Annotated in this window: 21 protein-coding genes; 6 read left to right on the top strand and 15 right to left on the bottom strand. The window is 65.0% G+C overall.

Annotated features, from left to right (window positions below):
- Nucleotides 1–84 precede the first annotated feature (84 nt).
- A complete protein-coding gene (locus tag QF038_RS03390; protein ID WP_307608752.1) occupies nucleotides 85–993 on the top strand; it encodes an SGNH/GDSL hydrolase family protein in 909 nt (302 codons plus the stop codon).
- 4 nt (nucleotides 994–997) lie between these two features.
- Here QF038_RS03390 and QF038_RS03385 read toward each other — a convergent pair whose 3' ends face one another.
- On the bottom strand, nucleotides 998–1,606 hold the full coding sequence (locus QF038_RS03385; protein WP_307608750.1) for a GNAT family N-acetyltransferase: 609 nt from the start codon (nucleotides 1,604–1,606) through the stop codon (nucleotides 998–1,000).
- 77 nt (nucleotides 1,607–1,683) lie between these two features.
- On the opposite strand from QF038_RS03385, the gene QF038_RS03380 reads away from it, so the two are divergent.
- Nucleotides 1,684–1,917 carry a DUF6480 family protein gene (locus tag QF038_RS03380; protein ID WP_307608748.1) on the top strand — a complete coding sequence of 78 codons (234 nt, stop codon included), beginning with the start codon at nucleotides 1,684–1,686 and terminating at the stop codon, nucleotides 1,915–1,917.
- Nucleotides 1,918–1,926: 9 nt separating this feature from the next.
- Here QF038_RS03380 and QF038_RS03375 read toward each other — a convergent pair whose 3' ends face one another.
- The 5 genes from QF038_RS03375 to QF038_RS03355 form a co-directional block, all read right to left on the bottom strand.
- Nucleotides 1,927–2,799, bottom strand: coding sequence for a 3-hydroxyacyl-CoA dehydrogenase family protein (locus tag QF038_RS03375; RefSeq protein WP_307608746.1), 873 nt, complete (start codon nucleotides 2,797–2,799; stop codon nucleotides 1,927–1,929).
- A complete protein-coding gene (locus QF038_RS03370) occupies nucleotides 2,796–3,611 on the bottom strand; it encodes an enoyl-CoA hydratase/isomerase family protein (RefSeq protein ID WP_307608744.1) in 816 nt (271 codons plus the stop codon). The genes QF038_RS03375 and QF038_RS03370 overlap by 4 nt, the downstream gene beginning before the upstream one ends.
- The gene (locus QF038_RS03365; RefSeq protein ID WP_307608742.1) at nucleotides 3,611–4,837 is read right to left on the bottom strand and encodes a thiolase family protein; all 1,227 of its coding nucleotides are present in this window, start codon (nucleotides 4,835–4,837) and stop codon (nucleotides 3,611–3,613) included. Before QF038_RS03365 ends, QF038_RS03370 begins: the two co-directional genes overlap by 1 nt.
- A gap of 180 nt (nucleotides 4,838–5,017) precedes the next feature.
- On the bottom strand, nucleotides 5,018–5,629 hold the full coding sequence (locus QF038_RS03360; RefSeq protein ID WP_307608740.1) for a pentapeptide repeat-containing protein: 612 nt from the start codon (nucleotides 5,627–5,629) through the stop codon (nucleotides 5,018–5,020).
- An 80-nt stretch (nucleotides 5,630–5,709) separates the two neighbouring features.
- On the bottom strand, nucleotides 5,710–6,171 hold the full coding sequence (locus tag QF038_RS03355; RefSeq protein ID WP_307608738.1) for an SRPBCC family protein: 462 nt from the start codon (nucleotides 6,169–6,171) through the stop codon (nucleotides 5,710–5,712).
- Nucleotides 6,172–6,312: 141 nt separating this feature from the next.
- Here QF038_RS03355 and QF038_RS03350 point away from each other — a divergent pair, with 141 nt between their 5' ends.
- Nucleotides 6,313–6,489 (top strand): CsbD family protein, encoded by a 177-nt coding sequence (locus tag QF038_RS03350; protein WP_050053911.1) that lies wholly within the window; start codon nucleotides 6,313–6,315, stop codon nucleotides 6,487–6,489.
- 130 nt (nucleotides 6,490–6,619) lie between these two features.
- On the opposite strand, the gene QF038_RS03345 is transcribed toward QF038_RS03350, so the two are convergent.
- Nucleotides 6,620–7,675 (bottom strand): DNA polymerase IV, encoded by a 1,056-nt coding sequence (locus tag QF038_RS03345; protein ID WP_307613389.1) that lies wholly within the window; start codon nucleotides 7,673–7,675, stop codon nucleotides 6,620–6,622.
- Between the two features lie 202 nt (nucleotides 7,676–7,877).
- On the opposite strand from QF038_RS03345, the gene QF038_RS03340 reads away from it, so the two are divergent.
- A complete protein-coding gene (locus QF038_RS03340) occupies nucleotides 7,878–8,852 on the top strand; it encodes a hypothetical protein (protein ID WP_307608735.1) in 975 nt (324 codons plus the stop codon).
- Nucleotides 8,853–8,996: 144 nt separating this feature from the next.
- On the opposite strand, the gene QF038_RS03335 is transcribed toward QF038_RS03340, so the two are convergent.
- From QF038_RS03335 to QF038_RS03300, 8 genes are all read right to left on the bottom strand, one after another.
- Nucleotides 8,997–10,457, bottom strand: a complete 1,461-nt coding sequence (locus tag QF038_RS03335) for an amino acid permease (RefSeq protein ID WP_307608733.1) — start codon at nucleotides 10,455–10,457, stop codon at nucleotides 8,997–8,999.
- Between the two features lie 174 nt (nucleotides 10,458–10,631).
- Nucleotides 10,632–10,967: a Rieske 2Fe-2S domain-containing protein gene (locus QF038_RS03330; protein WP_307608731.1), complete on the bottom strand. Its 336-nt coding sequence runs from the start codon at nucleotides 10,965–10,967 to the stop codon at nucleotides 10,632–10,634.
- On the bottom strand, nucleotides 10,964–13,492 hold the full coding sequence (nirB, locus tag QF038_RS03325) for a nitrite reductase large subunit NirB (RefSeq protein WP_307608729.1): 2,529 nt from the start codon (nucleotides 13,490–13,492) through the stop codon (nucleotides 10,964–10,966). Before nirB ends, QF038_RS03330 begins: the two co-directional genes overlap by 4 nt.
- Nucleotides 13,492–13,839 (bottom strand): molybdopterin oxidoreductase, encoded by a 348-nt coding sequence (locus tag QF038_RS03320; protein ID WP_307608727.1) that lies wholly within the window; start codon nucleotides 13,837–13,839, stop codon nucleotides 13,492–13,494. Before QF038_RS03320 ends, nirB begins: the two co-directional genes overlap by 1 nt.
- A 125-nt stretch (nucleotides 13,840–13,964) precedes the next feature.
- A complete protein-coding gene (locus QF038_RS03315; RefSeq protein ID WP_307608725.1) occupies nucleotides 13,965–15,644 on the bottom strand; it encodes an ABC-F family ATP-binding cassette domain-containing protein in 1,680 nt (559 codons plus the stop codon).
- Between the two features lie 248 nt (nucleotides 15,645–15,892).
- Nucleotides 15,893–16,759, bottom strand: a complete 867-nt coding sequence (locus QF038_RS03310; protein WP_307613388.1) for a metal ABC transporter permease — start codon at nucleotides 16,757–16,759, stop codon at nucleotides 15,893–15,895.
- Entirely contained in the window at nucleotides 16,759–17,520 is a 762-nt protein-coding gene (locus QF038_RS03305; RefSeq protein ID WP_307608722.1) for a metal ABC transporter ATP-binding protein, read from the bottom strand. Before QF038_RS03305 ends, QF038_RS03310 begins: the two co-directional genes overlap by 1 nt.
- Complete coding sequence (locus QF038_RS03300; protein WP_307608720.1) at nucleotides 17,517–18,503, bottom strand: metal ABC transporter substrate-binding protein; 987 nt, start codon at nucleotides 18,501–18,503, stop codon at nucleotides 17,517–17,519. Before QF038_RS03300 ends, QF038_RS03305 begins: the two co-directional genes overlap by 4 nt.
- A gap of 152 nt (nucleotides 18,504–18,655) precedes the next feature.
- Here QF038_RS03300 and QF038_RS03295 point away from each other — a divergent pair, with 152 nt between their 5' ends.
- Nucleotides 18,656–19,417, top strand: a complete 762-nt coding sequence (locus tag QF038_RS03295) for a CPBP family intramembrane glutamic endopeptidase (RefSeq protein ID WP_307608718.1) — start codon at nucleotides 18,656–18,658, stop codon at nucleotides 19,415–19,417.
- Nucleotides 19,418–19,528: 111 nt separating this feature from the next.
- Complete coding sequence (locus QF038_RS03290) at nucleotides 19,529–19,969, top strand: VOC family protein (protein ID WP_307608716.1); 441 nt, start codon at nucleotides 19,529–19,531, stop codon at nucleotides 19,967–19,969.
- Nucleotides 19,970–19,971 lie beyond the last annotated feature (2 nt).

The following is a 19,971-nucleotide window of genomic DNA, read 5'->3' as shown; positions in this document are numbered from 1 at the left end:
ATGAGTACTCGTGGCCGGTGACGGGCGGCACGGGCAGGCGTACGGTGGTAGCTGCCCACCTCCCGCCGTTCAAAGGAGAACCCCATGGAAAACAGAGCTGTACGACGGCGGCACTCGGCTTTCGCAGCTTTCCTCGCCACCGTGGCAATGGCGGTGGGCTTGACAGCCGTCCCCGCTGACGCCGCCCCGCCGCCCGAGATCGATTATGTGGCACTTGGCGATTCCTACACTGCTGGAACTGGTGCGGGCACGTTTCCGACGTTGGCTCCTTGTATCCAGACCCCCGCGGGTTATGTTGATGCGGTCGGTGAAACAAGGCGGGTGAACCTCGCCTTCAACGCCGCCTGTCATGGCGCACTACTGACGCAGAACAGCGACATCCCCCACGACACCCGCATCCCCAGCATTGAGCAGCAAATTGATTATCTGCTGGTTTCCCATGTCTTAACCGAAGACACCGAACTGGTCAGCATCACAGCGGGGGCCAATGATGTGGGAGTCACTGGCGTCCTGGTGACATGTCTGACGCAGGCACCCCAGGCATGTCTTGCGGCCGTACAAGCCTCGGCAACTTTTTTCGCGGACATGCAAACGGAGCTGAACGCCGCGCTGCAACGCATTCGTACTGCCGCCCCGAACGCTGAAATCGTTGTCCTCGGATATCCCAGGCTGTTCGATCCGACGATTCCGTTCGCACAAGTTGACCCTGTAGTTCTCAACGCCATCAACACCGCTGTGGATGCCTTGAACGACTCCGTTGAGACTGCGGTAAAGGACTCCGGAACGGGAGCGGTATTTGTGGATGTCACCAATCGCTTCAAAGGTCATGCAGTCAATTCCGACAACCCTTGGATATTCTTCATCGCACCGTCACTGGCCCCGGATGGAAGTTTGGTTTTCGACCCCCGAAACTTCCACCCAAACCCTGCGGGGCACCGCGCTTATGCGTCGGCCCTTCTGGCAGCCATTAAACCGGGACAACTTGTCCGGTAAGCCCCTACCCGCGCCGGGCCAGCCGGTATTCGAGCCCGGCGCGGACCATCGGCCATTCGTGTTCGAGGATGGAGAACACCACGGTGTCGCGGAGGATCCCGTCGCGGGTCCTTGAGTGGTTGCGGAGCACGCCGTCCTGTTTCGCGCCGAGCCGCGCGATGGCCTCCCGCGACTGGTGGTTGAGCCAGTGCGTCCGGAACTCCACGGCGGGGCAGCCCAGCACCTCAAACGCGTGGCGCAGGAGCAGCAGCTTCGAGTCCGGATTCGTCCCGGTCCCCTGCAGGGAAGCGGCATTCCACGTGGAGCCGATCTCCACGCGGGGAGTCCCGGCGTCGAGATTCATGTACGTGGTCATGCCGATGATCCTGCCCGGGCCTCCAGCGGCCTGATCGATCAGCCTGGTGGTGAACGGCACCATGGAGCCCTGCTCCTGGAGGGCGAGCCGCCGGTCAATTTCCGCCGCCATCTCCTCAGGAGCCGGAACCGAGGTGTACCAGAGCCGCCACAGCTCACCGTCCCTGGCCGCCTCGACCAGTCCGTCGTGATGCTCCTCGGCGAGAGGCTCCAGGGTTACAAACCGTCCGGTCAGGGTAAGGGGTTCTAGGAAAGTCACTGCACCAGCCTAAGGTCCAACCTCCACAGCCCATTACGCGGGGGAACGGACCCCGGCCAGCGAACGAGGGAGAAGACGTGTCAGGACAGAATCCGGACCCGGAAGAGGACAAGCTGACTGGCCTGGAGCCGGGAGGCGGCGTACCTCCGGGCGAGACGCCGCCCGGAGAAGCCTCCACAAGCACCACGCAGGGCCATGACGAGCACGGCACGAAGAAGGGCACACAGGTCGTCGTGATCGCTGCGATCGCGGTGGTGGTCCTGCTGGCACTGCTCTACTTCGTGGGCTACATCGTCGGGTTTTTTGACTAGCCCACGGCCCTAGCTGGGCCAGTCGAAAAAGCCCTTCCCGGTTTTGCGCCCCAGTTCGCCCCGTGCCACTTTGTCCTTGAGGATCTGCGGCGGCGCGAAGCGCTCCCCCAGTGTGGAGTGGAGGTATTCCGCAATGCCCAGCCGGACGTCCAGCCCCACGATGTCCGTTGTTTTCAACGGCCCGGTGGGGTGCTTGTAGCCAAGGACCATGGCTGCGTCAATGTCCTCCGCCGACGCCACGCCCTCCTCCACCATTCGCATCGCCTCAAGAGCGATGGCCACGCCCAGCCTTGAGGAGGCGAAGCCGGGCGCGTCATTAACGACGACGGCGGTCTTGCCGAGTGCCTCCACCCACCCTTTCGCCGCGGCAGCGAGTCCGGCAGACGTGCGCTTGCCGAGCACCACCTCGATGAGTGTGGACGCCGGAACGGGGTTGAAGAAGTGCAGGCCCAGAAAGTTTTCGGGCCGCTTAAGTTCCCCGGCCAGGCCGTCCACGGACAAGGACGAGGTGTTGGACGCCAGGTACGCGTCGGCGGCCAGCCGCTCCTCGATGCCGCGCAGCGCCGTGACTTTCAGGTCCCAGTCCTCCGGCACCGCCTCGACCACCAGTTGCTGGTCCTTGAAGGCGTCGTAATCCACACCCACAGTCAGCCGGGACACCAGTTCGTCCAAGTTCACGTCCACGGCCCCACGCTCGATGCTCTTGGCCGCGGCAGACTCAACCCGTTCCCGCGCGGCCTCTGCCGATGGCTCATCGCGCTCAACGACCAGCACGTCGGCGCCCTTGACCAGGAAAGCGTGGGCGATGCCGGCACCCATGCGGCCCCCGCCCAGGACACCCACCCGCGACGGCAGGCCAGGGGAAAGCTGTGGTGTGCTCATGAATTCTTCTCCCGGGTCCCGGTATCGGTTGTCTTGGCGGCCTTCTTTTCAGCGTTCCTGTCGAGGAACTTCTGCATCCGGTCGAACTTGGCCTCGGACTCAAAAAGGATTCCCTGGGCCAGCTGGTCAATGAGCGGGTGCGCCTCTGCGGGGGCATGGAAAACGGACTTGGTGATCCGCACGGCCAAGGGGTCCTGCCGGCCAATCCGGTCCGCCAGGTCATGGGCTGCGTCCAGCAGTACTTCGGGCTCGTGGATCCCGGTAATGAGGTTCACTGCCAGGGCTTCGTCAGCGCCAAGCACCCGCCCGGCAAGGAGGATCTGCTTGGCAACGGGCTCCCCCACCAATTCCTTGAGCCGCCAGCTCGCACCGGCGGCGGCAAGAATACCCAGCCCCGTTTCGGGATTACCGATCCGGACGTTGGCCGTTCCGATCCGGAAGTCAGCGGCGTAGGCGAGCTCCGCCCCGCCGCCCAGGCAGTACCCGTCGAGTGCTGCAATAACAGGCATGGGCAGCTTGGCGATCCGGACGAATATGGTCGAGTTGATCCCCTGCAGAGCATCATCCCGGCGCCGCTCCCGCAGCTGGGCAATGTCCGCCCCGGAGGCAAACACACCGTCCACCCCCGCGATGATCAGCACCTTCGGGTTCTGCTCCAGGGCCGTGCAGACCACATGGAGTTCATCCACCATCTGCTGGTCAATGGCGTTCCGCACCTCGGGCCGGTTGAGGAGCACCACCACACGGTCGGTGCGCTCCTCCACCAGCAGCGCATGGAACTTCTCCGCCGCCAGGTCCACAGCGGCCGCCATCAGACCTTCTCCAGCAGCATCGCCGTACCCTGGCCCACACCAATGCACATCGTGGCCAGTCCCACCCTGGCATCCTCCCGCTCCATCCGCCCCAGCAGCGTGATGGCGATCCTGGCCCCGCTGGAACCCAGCGGGTGTCCCAAAGCGATGGCACCGCCGTCGAGGTTCACAATGTCCGGGTCCAGGCCCAGGCGGCGAATGCACGCCAGGGACTGCGTGGCAAAGGCTTCGTTAAGTTCGACGGCGTCAAGGTCACCTACGCTGAGGCCGGTCCGCTTCAGGATCTTCTGCGTGGCGGGCACGGGGCCAATGCCCATGATTTCCGGCTCGCAGCCGGCCGAGGCGCCGTCGATGATCCGCGCCCGTGGCGTCAGTCCCAGCCGCTCGATGGCTGCCTCCGAGGCGACGATGATCGCGGAGGCGCCGTCGTTCAGCGACGAGGAGTTGCCGGCCGTGACCACGGTGCCGCCGTGAGTCACCGGTTTCAGCCCTGCAAGGACTTCCATGGTGGTATCCGCACGGGGACCTTCATCCGTGTCCACGACATGCTCGGACTTACGGGTCTTCACGGTGACCGGGACGATCTCGTCCTTGAAGCGGCCGGCAGCGATGGCGTCCAGGGCACGCTGGTGCGAGCGGACGGCGAAGGCGTCGGCGTCCTCGCGCGAAATGCTGTCCACGCGGGCCACTTCCTCTGCGGTTTCCGGCATGGAATAGGTCATTTTGCCGTCACGGGACAGCTCACCCTTGTGGAACCGGGGATTGGTGAAACGCCAGCCGATGGAGGTGTCGAAGATCTGGCCTGGCTTGGCGAAGGCTGCGGTGGGCTTCTCCTGGACCCATGGAGCCCGGCTCATGGACTCAACACCGCCGGCGATCACAATGTCCGCGGCGCCGGCCTTGATCATGTGGCTTGCCTGGATGATGGCGCTCAGGCCCGAGGAGCAGAGCCTGTTCACGGTAATGCCGGCGATGTGGAGGGGCAGCCCTGCGAGCAAGGTGGCCATCCGCGCAACGTTCCGGTTTTCCTCCCCGGCCCCGTTGGCGTTGCCCAGGATCACTTCGTCGATAGTGTCAGGATCCAGCCCCGCCCGGTTCACGGCTTCCCGGACTACCAGGGCCGCAAGGTCATCGGGGCGGACGGACGACAGCGCGCCGCCGTATTTGCCCACCGGCGTTCGGACCCCGCCAACAAGGAAAGCCTGCGGACCTGCGGTTGCAGCCATGGAAACACCCTTCACGCGATAAACAGCACTGTCATCTGCGACCGGCAGCACCCCCACTTACCGACCGTTCGTTCTGTAAATAGTACACGGGCGTGCATCCGTTGCGTACCTTCCGAGTTCTGTCCACATATGCAGGCCTGCCCGCCCTGAAGTCTGCATACCTGGACAAAAACTCCAGGATTAGATGACCGTGACGCCCAGATGCGCCGCGAGCAGGGGCGCCAACAGGCCCAGCTGGTAGTCATCTATCACCACGCCGGCCAGGCTGCCGAGCCCGCTGATGCTCCGGAATTCGGTGCCGCGGAGATCGAAGTCCTTGAGCCTTGCCCCGCTGAGGTCCAGGGAACCGATGGTGCAGTTCTTCAACGCCACCCGGGTACCCGCTGCCGACCCGAGGTCCAGTTCATTGATGATGCAGTCGGTGATCAGCACGTCCGTAAGCTTGGCGCCCCGCAGGTTGAGGAAGTCCAGTTTGCCGCCGTCGATCCGGACTGACTGCCAGCCGCTCTCGTACAGTTCCGCCGATCCCAGCCGCGGGTTCCGCAGTTCAACGTCCCGCCAGGTGGTCCGGGCTGCCCTAAAGACGGGCGCGTACAACTCGCCGAGGATGCAGTCGCGAAAGGAGGAACCGCGGAGTTGGGTGTCGTTGAAGGAGACGCCCTGGAACTCGCACTCCGCAAAATCCGTCCCGCCCAGCTCCAGGCCGTCGGCCTCCACACGACTGTACCGGCCGCCGTCGTGCCTCGCACCGCGCCGGAATCCCTGCGCGGGATCCTCGGTGAGGTCCGCCAACACAACAGGCGAGAGCCTGGGGGCGGTAACTTTTGAAGCGCCCGCTTTAGCGGCCCCGCTCCTACCGGATGGGGCCGCCACTAGGAAAGCGATTCCGCTTTGGCCGCGATCTCCGTCAGGTCCTTGGTGAGGGCTTTCCGGGTGGCGGCCATGCCCATCCTGCCGAACAGCAGCATCATGATTTTGCTGGCAGCGGTGGGCTTGATGACCTCGGCGCCGAACGTGAGGGTGAGGTCCGTACCGCCGTCACGCGGGGACAGGCTGAACCGGGTGGTGTAGTCTGCACCGCCCTGCTCGGCTTTGACGGTGGTGCTTCGGCCCGGCTCGGCTTCGGCCACCCACATCTCCACCGTTTCAGCCTTGCCGAACATCTTCCGGGTCTCCTTCCAGCGCGTCCCCTCGCCGTATGGACCGTCGGTGAGGAGCTGGACGGAATCAACCCCGGAAAGGGTGGCCGCCGAGCCGGGGATGTCCGTAATAACGGACCAAACTCTTTCCGGTGGCGCCTGAATGTGCTGGGTGAGGCTCATGCTGTGGTCCATGTTCCGAGCCTAGCCGCGGGCTCAGACAATCAACAGGCGCCCCCACCGCCCGGAAAACGGAAGGCTTGAAATAGTAAGCAAGCTTCGTGTTAGGGTGAAAAGGCACTGTTTGATCAATGGAAACGAAAGGAGGCCACCACCATGGGCCTCGGAGACAAGATCAGTAACGCAGCAGAAGACCTCGGCGGCAAGGCCAAGGAAGCAACGGGCAATGCCACCGACAATGACCGTCTGAAGGCTGAAGGCCAGACCGATCAGGTCAAGGCTGACGCCAAGAAGGTCGGCGAAAGCGTCAAGGACGAGTTCAAGCGCGACTAGCCTCTTCCTGCGGCAGTCCGGCTCTACCGGGCCGGCTGTAACAGAGCGAAACGGCGGCGGATCCCTAGGGATCCGCCGCCGTTCTGTTTGTCCGGGTGTTGATCCCCGGCGGAGCCATCCGGCGGAACCATCACCATCCGCTGCGGGTAGGGGTATGCCCTTGCCGGGAGTCTTCGGGCATGGTCATTTCGGCCCGCAACCCGAGCAGCCGGATGGGACGTTCCGGCTCGATCTTGGCCATAAGGTCGAGGGCCCGGGCGAGTACTTCTGCAGGATCTGATGTCTCGGGAATCTTCCGGGCATACGTCTTCGTGATGAACGGGGCGTACCGAACCTTGAGCGTCAGACCCACCACAGGGCGCCCCTCGGCTGCGACGTCTTCCAGCACATGCGCCGCCAGCTCCCTGACGGCCTCATCTATCTGCCCGGCTTCCGTGAGGTCCCGCTGGAACGTGGTTTCCCGGCTGTGCCCGCGCGCCACCCAGGGGGTGTCATCCACCGTCCGCGAACCATCGCCCCGCCCAAGCTGCGCATACCAAGGGCCCATCTTCGGCCCGAACTCGGGGACCAGGTCATCGGGGTTGGACCCCGCAAGCTGGGCGACGGTCTTGATGCCGAGCGTGGCAAGGCGGCGCGACACCTTCGTTCCCACGCCCCACAGCTCGATGGTGGGCCGGCTCCCCATAACCTCAAGCCAGTTCTCGCCGGTAAGCCGGAAGACGCCTGCAGGCTTGCCGAACGTCGTCGCCACTTTGGCCCGGACCAGGGTGTCGCCGATGCCCACGCTGCAGTGCAGCCGGGTCCTTTCAAGGACGGCACGCTGCATCTCCCGGGCAAAGGCCTCGGGATCCTCCGCCTGCACCCCCACAAACGCTTCATCCCAGCCAAGCACCTGGACCGTGGCGCCGGGTTGTGAGCGCAGCACCGCCATAACGTTGTCCGATGCTTCCAGGTAGGCCTCATGGTCCACCGGCAGGATAACGGCGTCGGGCACTTTCCGGGCGGCAACGCGCAGCGGCATCCCCGAGCCCACCCCATACACCCTGGCCTCGTACGAGGCCGTGGATACTACCGCGCGCTCGGTGGGATCGCCGCGGCCGCCAACAATCAACGGTTTGCCCGCAAGCTCGGGCCGGCGCAGCACCTCGACGGCCGCGATGAACTGGTCAAGGTCCACATGCAGCACCCACGGTTCACTCACAAGCCCAGTCTGCCCCGGCAGCGCGTACGGCACCACTGTCTCCACCGCCCGCCGTCGTAATCGCTGAAACGGTGCCGGGACGCTGCAAGGTTCCGGCTACCCGGCACCATTCCAGCGATTGTGGGACTTTTCCACATAACGACGCCGGCCCTGGCCCCGGACGGCGCAGGCACCTGAAGCTGGGTGAATGACACAGCTCCCCGCATCTTTGCCACAGCTGCCCACCGCAGGAAACCTGTGGCGGACTGGCCAACTGCATGCCAGCGGGCTCAATTCGAGGGCCATCCGGCGTCTGGTCGGTTGCGGAAGCCTTGTCCGACTGAGGTACGGCTGCTACATCCGCGCCTCCTTGTGGGAGAAGCAGTCCGCTGCAGTTCGCAGCGTGCAGTTGATCCATGCCCACGCCCACGGGACACTGACCACCTCAACGGGAAACTTCGTCTACAGCCACACCTCCGCGGCACGCTTGCACAAGCTCTTCCTATGGAACGTGGATGACCTGATCCACATCCTGCTTCGGGTGCGGCCGTCCGGCGAGCGGCTCGGGAAAGATGTCCGGGGCCACAGCCGGCCCTACACCGACTCGGAAGTAACAACGATCGGAAGACTTAGGGTGACGGCCCTTGAGCGAACTGTCGTGGACTGCTGCATGATGCTTGATTACCGCCAAGCGCTGGTACTCGCCGACCAGGCACTCCGGCTTGGTGCCAACTTCGATCTTATGAATGCCATGGCCGATAATCTGTCAGGCCACAGCGGAGTAAGAAACCTCCGGCTCGTACTTGCCCACGCGGAAGCCAGCGCCGAATCGGCCGGAGAAACGCTGACCCGGGAACTCCTTGCACGCCTGAAGCTGCCCATGCCCGAGGCACAGGTCGAGGTCAGGAGCCGTCTGGGCTGGCACCGTCTTGATTTCGCATGGAGGGACAAAAAAGTGGCTCTCGAGTTCGACGGAAAGGTCAAGTACTTCGACTACGCACCCACCGCCGAGGTCCTGTTCCAGGAGCGGCGCCGGGAGAAGGCACTCACTGAAGACGGGTGGCTGTTCGTTCGGGTGGAATGGAAGGATCTCTTCCGGGAGCACGAGTTCAAGAACCGGATCCTCACAGCCCTCTCCCACCGCGACAGCGTCCGGATCGCCGGTACAATGCCTGGACGCTGAAGCATTCCGGCTACCCGGCACCATTCCGGCGATTCAGATCCTCGGGCCGCGGAATGGGCCGAGAAACGACGACGGCGGGCCACCCCCGGGAGGGTGACCCGCCGTCGCGGTTTTGACAGGCTCACCGGCCTGCCGAATAAAGCCCTAGCTGTACAGCTCGCTCTTGGGCTGGTTGTTCTTGACCTTCTGCCAGCCCAGCCACAGGACCACCGCAAAGAACGGGATGGTGGCCAGTGTCCAGAGGCCCAGGTAGAAGACCTCGCCGCTCTTGCTGGTCATGGTGTCGAAGCCGATCAGCACCGTGATGGCGAGCAGGCCAACCAGGCCGGCCCAGCTGGTCCACGGCGAACCGGGCATCGGCAGGCTGGACGTAACACCCTTGCGGTGGCGCAGCACAATCTGGCTGGCGAAGATGGAGCCCCAGCAGAAGATCACGCCGATGGAGGCCGAGTTGAGCGCCAGGTCGAACGCGTAGGAGCCGCCCAGCCAGATGTTCAGCAGGATGCCCACCAGGTAGAAGGCTGCGATGGCAAGGATGGCCGCGTACGGGACGTGGCGCTTGGACATCTTGGTGAGCCACTGCGGAGCGTGGCCGTTGTTGGCCATGGTGCGGAACACGCGGCCGATCGAGTACAGGCCCGAGTTGCAGGAGGACAGGGCCGCGGTGATCACGATCATGTTCATTACGTCGCCCACCCAACCCAGGCCCATCTGGCCGAAGACTGTGACGAACGGCGAGGTCCCGGCCACGTACTGGTCCGAGGGCAGCAGCATGGCAAGCAGGGTGACGGAGCCGACGTAGAACACCACAATGCGGAGTACGACGGCGCGGATCGCCTTGGGCACTTCGCGTTCCGGGTTCTGCATCTCGCCGGCGGTGATGCCCACCAGTTCGATGCCGTTGTAGGCGAAGATCACGGCGTTGAGGACCAGGACCATCACCAGCGCGCCCTTGGGGAACATGCCGCCCTCAGCGGCGAAGAGGTTCGCCACCGAGGCGTGGCCGTCACCCACCTGGGCGTTGGTGACCACCATGTACGTGCCCACGGCCAGGAAGATCAGGATGGCGCCCACCTTGAGGCAGGAGGCCCAGAATTCGAACTCACCAAACGCCTTGACGCTGAGCAGGTTCACTGCCACCAGGAGCGCCAGCGCGGCGATGGCGGAGGCTTCCACCGGAACGTTGGGGAAGAAGAACTGGAAGTACAGGCCGATGGCGATCAGTTCTGCGATGCCGGTCATTCCCCAGTTGATGAAGTACATCCAACCGGAGAGGTAGGCGCCCTTTTTGCCGAACATCTCGCCGGCGTAGCTGACGAAGGAGCCGGAGGTCTGGCGGTACATGATGAGTTCGCCGAGTGCCCGCATGAGCAGGTAGGCGATGACGCCGGCGATGGCGTAGGAGAAAATCAGGGCCGGGCCGGTGGAGGCGAGGCGCCCGCCGGCACCCATGAACAGGCCGACGCCGATGGCGCCGCCCATGGCGATCATGGTGACGTGGCGCCTGCCCAGCGTTTTGCTGTAGCCCTCGGCGCTGAGGGTGGGGTCGACGGCGGTGGATGGTGCCGTGGGGTTCTGGAGATCGGTGGGGGTACTTTGAGGCACAACGGTTCCTTGTGGGTTGGGGGTTGGCCGCATCCGGGACACAAATGATTCCCCTCACAAAATTCGGGGAAATGCCCGTTGGGCAACCGAATGTGATCGGAATCTCTCGTGGCGCCGAAGCTTCGAGCGGCTCGTCTATCTTACAAGACGCTCAGGGGTGCTACGTGACGCGCGCTACACCGGCATCTGCAGGACCAGATTCTGCTGCCCGTCGGTGGAGACCACGTAAGGGCGAAGGTTGTCCGCGCCGGTCAGGGAACAGCCTGTGGCCAGGTCGAATGCGTGCTGGTGCAGCGGACACACCACCACGTTGAGGTCAATGGTGCCGTCGGCCAGCGGGCCGCCCTTGTGCGGGCAGACGGCAGGGAGCGCCCGGAGCGAGCCGTCACGGAGCCGGAATACGGCCACCTGCCCGCCGTCCACTGCAAAGGCCCTGCCCTCGCCCGGCGGAATCTGCTCCACCGGGCCCAGCACATACGCCTTTCCGTCAGCCATAGCCCCGGCGCTCATCGGACGGGTACCTGTGGGAGCACAGTCAGCGGCAGCGAGGTGCGGAACTGCCCCGGCGTCATCGGGTCCGTGCGTTCCGTCCAGGGGTCCTCGTAGCTGTCCACCGAGTCCTGCATCGCGGCGTCCAACTGCGCCGCGATGCCCTCCGAGTCGGCCACAATCACGTTCCGCAGGTGTTCAATGCCCACCCGCGGGACGAACGAGTACGTCCGTTCCAGCCAGTTGGCGCGTTCCCGGTAGTACTGCATGAACCTGCCGGCGAGAATCTTGACCTCTTCGGGATCATCAACTGTGGCAAGGAGATCGCCCTTGCGGATGTGGGCACCGGCAGCGCCACCCACATAGATCTCCCACCGGCCGCCTTCCACGGCCACCACGCCTACGTCCTTCACCAGTGACTCCGCACAGTTCCGGGGGCACCCGGACACTGCAAGTTTCAGCTTGGCCGGCGCCTCGATCCCCTGGAAACGCGATTCGATCTCGACGCCAAGCCTGGTGGAATCCCCTGTTCCGTAGCGGCAGAAGTCCTTGCCCACACAGGTCTTCACGGTGCGGAAGCTCTTGCCGTATGCGTAACCCGAAGGCATGTCCAGGTCCGCCCACACCTGGGGCAGGTCCTCCTTGCGGATCCCCAGCAGGTCGATCCGCTGCCCGCCGGTGAGCTTAATCAGCGGGACGTTGTGTTTTTCGGCGACGTCGGCGATGCGGCGCAACTGCTGGACGGTCGTCACGCCGCCTTTCATCTGCGGCACCACCGAGAAGGTGCCGTCGCGCTGGATATTGGCGTGCACGCGGTCGTTGATGAACCGGGCGTCGCGTTCGTCAATGTACCGGTCAGCCAGCATCATCTTTAGCAGCGAGGCCAGCCCCATCTTGGACTTCGCATCCTCGCCGCCGGGCGCGAGGGCCTGGAACACGGCGGAGACCGACCGCAGCCCGCGCTTCCGGATTTCCGCCATCAGCGCCGCCTTGTCCAGCGGAATGGCGGGGACGTAGTAGGTGGCCGCCGGGTCCTCGACCACGGCTCCGTCCGCAGCCCATTCCACCACCTGCCGCACCAGCAGCTTGCACGAGCCGCAGCCCTTGCCGGCGCGGGTTGCTTCCATGGCTCCGGCAACGCTTGAGCAGCCGCCCTGCACGGCGTCCACCAGTGTCTTTTTGCTGACGCCGTTGCAGTTGCACACCTGCGCGTCGTCGCTGAGATCGGCAACTCCGGTGTCCCCCTCAGGTGTCCCAAGGTCGAACATCAGCCCGATCCGTTCCTCGGGCAGGGGCAGCCCGCGGTCGTACGCTTGGGTGAGGTAGGCCACCTTCCGGCTGTCGCCAAGGAGGGTGGCGCCCACCATCTTGTTGTCCCGCACCACAATGGATTTGAAGACGCCCCGGCTCGGTTCGGAGAAGACAATGTGCTCGTCGGTGTCGAGTTCCGGCCCGTGCAGGCCCATGGAGGCAACCTCGACGCCGGCCACCTTCAGTTTGGTGGCGGTGCGCGAACCCAGGTAAAGGGCTGAGGTGTCCGTCCCTGTTACCTGGTTGGCCAGCACAACTGCCTGCTCCCAGAGCGGCGCCACGAGCCCGTACACCTCTCCCCGGTGCTGGACGCACTCCCCCACCGCGTAAATGTCATCCTCGTCCTGCACCCGCAGACGGTCATCCACCACAATCGCCCGTTCCACGGGCAGGCCGCTCAGGACAGCGAAGTCCACGTTCGGGCGGATTCCTGTGGCCACCACCACCATGTCGCACGCAATCACGGTGCCGTCGCGGAGACTGACAGCGGTGACACTGTCGCTGCCCAGCACCGCCGTGGTGCGGCTGCCGGTGAGTACCCCAATGCCCAGGGCCTCGACGCTGCGGCGGAGCACTGCACCGCCGTCGGGCCCCATCTGCGCGCTCATGAGGTGACCGGCGGAATGGACCACGTCAACCTCAATGCCGTGACTCCGCAACCCGTAGGCTGCTTCAAGCCCCAGAAGTCCACCGCCTATCACCACCGCCCGCCGGTGGTGATCATGCTGGGCATACGCCACCATCTTGCGGGTGTCATCGATGGTGCGGAACCCGAACACGCCCTGCTTGACCGACCCGCCCGGGGTGTAAAGCCCGTCCATCGGCGGCATGTGCGAGTGGCTCCCGGTGGCGATGATCAGCGTGTCGTAGGGTGTCACCCTGCCGTCGCTGGAGAAGGCGTGTTTCGTGAACCGGTCGATCCTGTCCACCCTCACGCCGGCGTGCAGCGTGATGCCGTTGTCCTGGTACCAGGACAGGGAATTGAGGAAGATGTCGGCGTCACTTTCCTCGCCGGAGAGGACGTGGCTGAGCATGATCCGGTTGTAGTTTCCGTAGGGCTCATCGCCGAACATCGTGATGCTGAACTGGGCGGCACCGCCGCGGGCCAGGATTTCCTCCACAGCCCGGGCTCCGGCCATGCCGTTGCCGATCACCACCAGCCGCCGGCGTGTGCCCTGGCTTGCGGGAACCTGCCCGGATGACCGGGTGCGTGGAGTCTCCAGCAGGCTGGTCATCAGTGCTCCACCATCCCCAGGTCGATCACCACGGACCCGCTGACGCCGTCCGGGGCCGCAATGTAAAGCTCGACGGCGGACCCGCCCTCGATGTCCTCCACCACCCGCAGCGGCACATGGACGTCGCTCTTGGCGCCAATGGGAAAGTACCGCATGGGCACGCCGTTGCGCAGCAGGACAACGGTGATCAGTTCGGAGCTTGAGTTACCTCCGCGGAAGTACAACGTCTGGTTAATGACCCCGTCCGGGACGTAGTGCAAGAGCTCGCTGTGGATGGGCACCGGCTTTTCCATGCCGGCGCCCTGGAAGGGAAAGATGCCTTGGAGGAAAAGGTTCTTGGTCAGCATGGGCATTCCCTTTCGGCCGGCAACAACTGTTACAGCCCATCCTGCGCCGCCCATGTTTCCCCCTGCCGGTTCCCCGGTAACGATCCTTTAACGCAAAACTCACCGTTTTTCGGGGCCTGCGAGGTTCACGCGCGCGCGAGCACGCCCCGGTCCATCGAGTAGCGGATCCAGCGCCCGGTGATGCTCCCGCCGTTGCCTTCCCCGGCCGCTTGCTGGCATGCTGCGAACCATTTGCGGAGGGCGCGGTCGTGGCTGACCATCACCACGGTTCCAGTGAACCCTGCAAGCGCCTCCTCCAGCTGTTCCACCAGGACCGGCGCCAGGTGGTTGGTGGGTTCGTCCACAATCAGGGTGCCGTAGCCGCCAAGCAGCAGCCGGGCGAGGGCAAGCCTGCGCTGCTGGCCGGCCGAGAGGCTGCCGACAGGAACGTGGAACTCACTGGTGCGGAACAGTCCCAGTCCGAGCAGGGCTTCGGCATGTTCGTCGATGTTGCCGCCCAGGCCCGCCGCGAACGCGGGCAGCAGCCGGAGCGACGGACGCGGCGGAAGTTCGAGTTCCTGCTGCAGGTAGCCCACCCGCTCGGGCCGGCTGACACTCCCACCCGCGGGCGCCAAGGTTCCGGCGAGCACGGACAGCAGCGTGGACTTGCCGGCACCGTTCGGCCCGACGATCAGGACCTTCTCGCCGGCACCGGCGGCGAAATCGGTGGCATGGAGTCTTCCCGGGACGCTGACGCCGCGGACAGACAAAACGGGGCCATCGGTACTGTCCGGAGTAAGGACCCCGGCACCCAGGGATTCCGGCGGCGCGAGCCGCAACGGCACCGGCGGCTGCTCCACCGGGCTGGCTTCGAGCCGCCGCAACCGCTCCCGGGCATTGCGGACCTGGCTGCTCGCGGCCCGTTCCCAGGTGCCCGTTTTGAAGCCGAAGGCCATTTTGTCGCCGTCGCGCTTGCGGCCGTATCCCATGTTCCCCGCCCGCGTTTCCGCCTGGAGCTTCTCGGCTGCCATCGCGTCCAGCCAGCCGTGGTACTGCTGAACCCAGCGTTGGCGTTCGGCGGCCTTCTCCCGGAGGTAACCGTCATAACCGTTGCCGTAGCGGGTCACGGTACGGCGCTCGGCGTCGACTTCGATGATCGTGGTGGCCACCTTGCGGAGCAGCATCCTGTCGTGCGAAACAACCACCACGATGCCGCGGTGCGCTGCCAGCCGTTCCTCGAGCCATGCCACGCCCCGGGCATCGAGATGGTTGGTGGGTTCGTCCAGGAGCAGGACGTCCGCGGGGTCGGCCAGGACGCAGGCCAGCGCCACGCGTTCCTGCTCGCCGCCGGACAACGATCCGAGTGTCCGGTTCCGGTCCAAGCCGCCCAGGCCCAGCCGGTCCAGCGCAGCTTCCACCCGTGATTCGGCGGCGTAGCCTTCCCGGAGCTGGTATTCGGTCTGCAGCCTCCCGTAGGTTTCCAGGTCGTGGTCTGCGGCGTCGGCCAGCCCGGCCTCGAGCCGGTCCAGCTCCGCTTCCAGAGCGCGGAGGGAAGCGAGCGACGCGTCGATGGCTCCGCCCACGGTGAATGACTCCGGCAGCCCATGGGTCTGGGCGAGGTAACCGACCCGGCCGCTGGTGGTGAGGGTGCCCTCCTGCGGCTGCTCATGCCCGGCCAGGATCCTCAGGAGGGTGGATTTGCCGGCGCCGTTTTCGCCCACCACCGCCACGTGCTCGCGCGCGGTGATGGCCAGGTTGATGTCGTCCAGCAGCAGGCGGTCGCCGTAGCCGTGGGAAACGCCGGAAAGGTTCAGGTGTTCAGTCAAGGGAAGTCCTCGCAAAGTTCCGAAGTGCGGCCGCGGGAGCGGGCCCGGAACATCGGGCGCTCGGCCAACGGCCTTGGATTTTGGGGGAACAGTCCGGCACGGCCGGGCTGTTGTCAGGACTTCATCGCTCCAGCCTGCCTGCCTGCGCTTACTGAGTCAAGCGGGAGTCAAGCTGCTGCCCCCCGCACCCAGCGGACGACGGCGGCACCTGGCCAGGTGCCGCCGTCGTCCGCCGATAGGTGGCTGGCTTAGACGGCGAGCGCCGCCGCTTTCCTGCGGCGGGCCTTGGCCAACCGCGTACCAATCAGGCCCTGCCGCGGGCTGAAGAGGTAGACGACGGCGAAAACCACTCCCTGCGTCAGCACCACCATGGCGCCGGACGCGGTGTCCAGGTAGTAGCTGATGTAGATGCCGGCCAGGGAGCAGACGGCGGAGATCACGGGCGCGATGACCAGCATGCGCGAAAAGCGGTCCGTCAACAGGTAAGCCGTGGCACCGGGGATGATGAGCATGGCCACCACCAGCACCACGCCCACCGTCTGCAGTGCCACCACGGAGGTCAGCGCAAGCAGGCCGAGCAGCAGTGCGCCCAGCCGTTTGGGCGACAGCCCGATGGCGTGCGCGTGGATGGGGTCGAACGCGTACAGGGTGAGGTCCCGCCGTTTGAGGATCAGGATTGCAAAGGCCACCACGCCCAGCACAAGAACCTGGATGAGGTCCGGGACGCTGACGCCGAGGAGGTTGCCGAAGATGATGTGGTTGAGGTCGGTCTGGCTGGGTGTCACCGAAATCAGCACCAAGCCCAGCGCGAACAGCGACGAGAACACGATCCCGATCGCCGCGTCCTCCTTCACCCGGCTGGTGTTCCGGACCACCCCGATCAGGGTGACGGCGACGAGGGCAAACACGAGTGCCCCCAGCGCAAACGGGGCGCCGACGATGTAGGCCAGCACCACTCCGGGCAGAACTGCGTGGGAGACGGCGTCCCCCATCAGGGACCAGCCGATCAGCACCAGCCAGCAGCTCAGCACGGCGCAGACCACTGCGGCCAGTGCGGTGGTGAGCAGCGCCCGGACCATAAAGTCGTAGCCCAGCGGTTCGAGGAACAACTCCATCATTGGTTCCCCCTCTTGTGGGCCGGCAGTTCCCGGTCCAGCACGTCCAGGCCGAACGCCATGGCCAGGTTCTCAGGCTGCAGCACCACTTCAGGCGGGCCGTGCATCAGGACTTTGTGCATCAGGAGGATGGCCTCGTCGCACAACTGCGGCAGGGCATGCAGATCGTGGGTGGACACCAGGATGGTGCAGCCGTCGGAGGCGAGCTCGCGCAGGAGCCGGGTGATGGTGGCCTCGGACCGCTTGTCCACACCGGCGAAGGGCTCATCCAGCAGCATGGTGGTGGCGCCCTGGGCGATCCCGCGGGCCACGAAGGCGCGCTTCTTCTGGCCGCCGGAGAGCTGGCCGATCTGGCGCCCGGCGTACTGCCCCAGTTCCACCCGGTCCAGGGCTTCGTCGACGGCGGCGCGGTCCGCTTTGGAGGCACGGCGGGTGAAGCCCTGGTGGCCGTAGCGGCCCATCATCACCACGTCCCGGACGGACAGCGGGAACTGCCAGTCGACGTCCTCGCTCTGCGGCACATAACCGATGCCGCCCTGCCTGCGCGCCTTGGAAGGTGGCTCTCCGTTGATCCGTACAGTGCCGGCGTCGGGCTTGATCATTCCCATAATCACCTTGAACAGCGTCGATTTGCCCGAGCCGTTCATGCCCACCAGTCCGCAGATCCGGGCGGGCTCCAGGGCCACGGACGCCGAGTCCAGCGCCAGGACCTCGCCGTAGTGGACGGTGACGTTTTCAACCAGGATGGCCTGCGCGGTCATGATGCAGCTCCTCCAGTGGCTCCGGCGAGGGCTTTGGTGATGAGGCCGGCGTCGTGCCGGATGAGGTCAAGGTAGGTGGGCACCGGCCCGTCCGCCTCTGAGAGGGAGTCCACGTAGAGGGTGCCGCCGAACTTGGCGCCTGTGGCTCCCACCACCTGCTGCATCGGTGCATCGGAGACGGTGGACTCGCAGAAAACCGCTGGGACTTTGTTGGCCTTGACGTATTCGATGGCGCGGGTGATCTGCTGCGGCGTGGCCTGCTGTTCGGCGTTGACGGCCCAGATGTACACCTCTTTGAGCCCGGCGTCGCGGGCCAGGTAGGAGAACGCGCCTTCGCAGGTGACGAGGGCGCGCTGGTTCTCCGGGAGACCGGACAGGCTCGTGACCATCTGGTCCTGCACGGCCTGCAGCTTGGCCTTGTAGGCGTCCCCGTTGGCCTTGAAGACTTCGGCATTCTCAGGGTCCAGGCCGCTGAAGGACTTCACCATGTTGTCCACATAGATCTGCACGTTCATGGGCGACATCCAGGCGTGCGGGTTCGGCTTGCCCTGGTAGGAGTCCTCGCTGATGGACACCACCTCCACACCGTCACTGACCACCGCATGCGGCACGTCCAGGCCTTCCACGAACTGGGCGAACCAGGCCTCCAGGTTCAGTCCGTTGTCCAGGATGAGGTCCGCCTTGGAGGCTTTTCGGATGTCGCCGGGGGTGGGTTCGTAACCGTGGATCTCGGCGCCGGCTTTGGTGATCGATTCGACGGTGAGCTTGTCCCCGGCAACGTTCTTGGCGACGTCGGCCAGCACCGTGAAGGTGGTCAGCACCACTTTCCTGCTGCCGCCGTCTGTTCCGGATGCCCCTCCCGAGCAGGCTGCCAGCAGGAGGGAAAGCACGACGGCGGCTGCCGCGGCGGCCCGGAAACGCACCTGCCGGAGGGCGGAGGTTCGGGCGGCTACTTTGGCGCACCGAAACAAAAGTTTAGGCATACCGAACATTCTAGGGGACGCATGATTCCCGCGGCAATGCGCACACCACCCCTGCTTTCCCGTCCGCACCCAAGTAGCTCGCATTTAGCGTCCCCATTCGCGGTTTTGACTGCGTTACCTGCCAGTCAGTTGGGTGGGGATAGGCTGAAACCATGGCCACCATTCACAGCCGACCACCCGCTCCGCAGCCACAGCTGTACCGGTTTTCGCCCCTCGACTTCACCGCGGTGGGCCTGTACGTGGCTATTGCCGGGTTCTTCGCAGTGGCCGGTGAACTGGTGGGGCCCGTCCTCCGGCAGCTGGCGCCCACGCCCGCCGCCGCGTCCTACGCCATGAACCTGCTGTTTTATGCCTCGGTGGGAATTCTCGCGCTCCTGGCCGCACGCCGCGTGGTGGCCCGGGACCTCCGTGTCCTGGCAACCCGGCCGTGGTTCACACTCCTGATGGTGCCTGCCGCTGTGATCGCCATGATGATCCTCTCGGCCATTGCCGTGGCGGCCAGCGGCAGTGTGGCGACGTCCGAGAACCAGGCAGGCCTGCAGGCACTGATGCAGCAGGTCCCGGCGTGGCTGATGGTTCCGCTGCTGGTGGTGGTGGGTCCGTTCGTGGAGGAATACATTTTCCGCCACCTGCTGATCGGCAAGCTGAGCCGGCGGATCAACATCTGGATGTGTTGCGTCCTGTCCGTGTTCCTGTTTGCTGCCCTTCATGTTGTGGGCCGGGAAGCACTGACACTGACTGTACTGCTGCCGTATTTGGCCATGGGCGCCACGCTGGTATTCGTGTACGTCTGGACGGGGAAGAACCTGATGTTCTCCTACTTCGTCCACGCCGCCAAGAACCTGCTGGCCGTGGTGTTCATCTACGCCATCCCGCCCGAAGTCTACGAACAGCTCCAGCAGGTCCAGGCCTGACAGCAACGCGGGGTCAGACACGGCCCCATAAGCCCCTTTTTTGGCCAGAAAGTAACCCCACCTGCTGTCCGAATCTGTCGCAACAGCCCCGGTCCACGTAGCTTTGGTGGCATGGGACTGAATATCCAGATTGTTGTTGACTGCCGCGATCCCCACCAGTTGGCCCAATGGTGGGCGGAATCCCTCGAGTGGGCGGTGGAGCCCCAGGACGAGGGCTTTATCCGGTCCATGATTGAGCAGGGCTACGCCACCGAGGACCAGACAACAACCCGCAACGGCAAGCTCGTATGGGCCACCGGCTGCGCCATCCGGCCGCCCGAGGAGCTGGAAGCGAAAACACCGCAGCGGCGGATTCTCTTCCAGACGGCGCCGGAGGGCAAGACCGTCAAAAACCGTGTGCACTGGGACCTCAACCTCGCCGGCCGGGACAAGGACGAAGTGCGCCGGGAGCTCGAGTCCCGCGGCGCAACATTCCTCTGGACAGCCAATGAGGGCCCGCATTTCTGGCACACCATGGCGGATCCCGAGGGGAACGAGTTCTGCATCAGCTGACC

It is taken from the genome of Pseudarthrobacter sp. W1I19 (genome assembly GCF_030817835.1).
Classification (GTDB): Bacteria; Actinomycetota; Actinomycetes; order Actinomycetales; family Micrococcaceae; genus Arthrobacter.
Note: the sequence above shows the minus strand (reverse complement) of the source record. Positions and strands in the feature narration are given on the sequence as shown.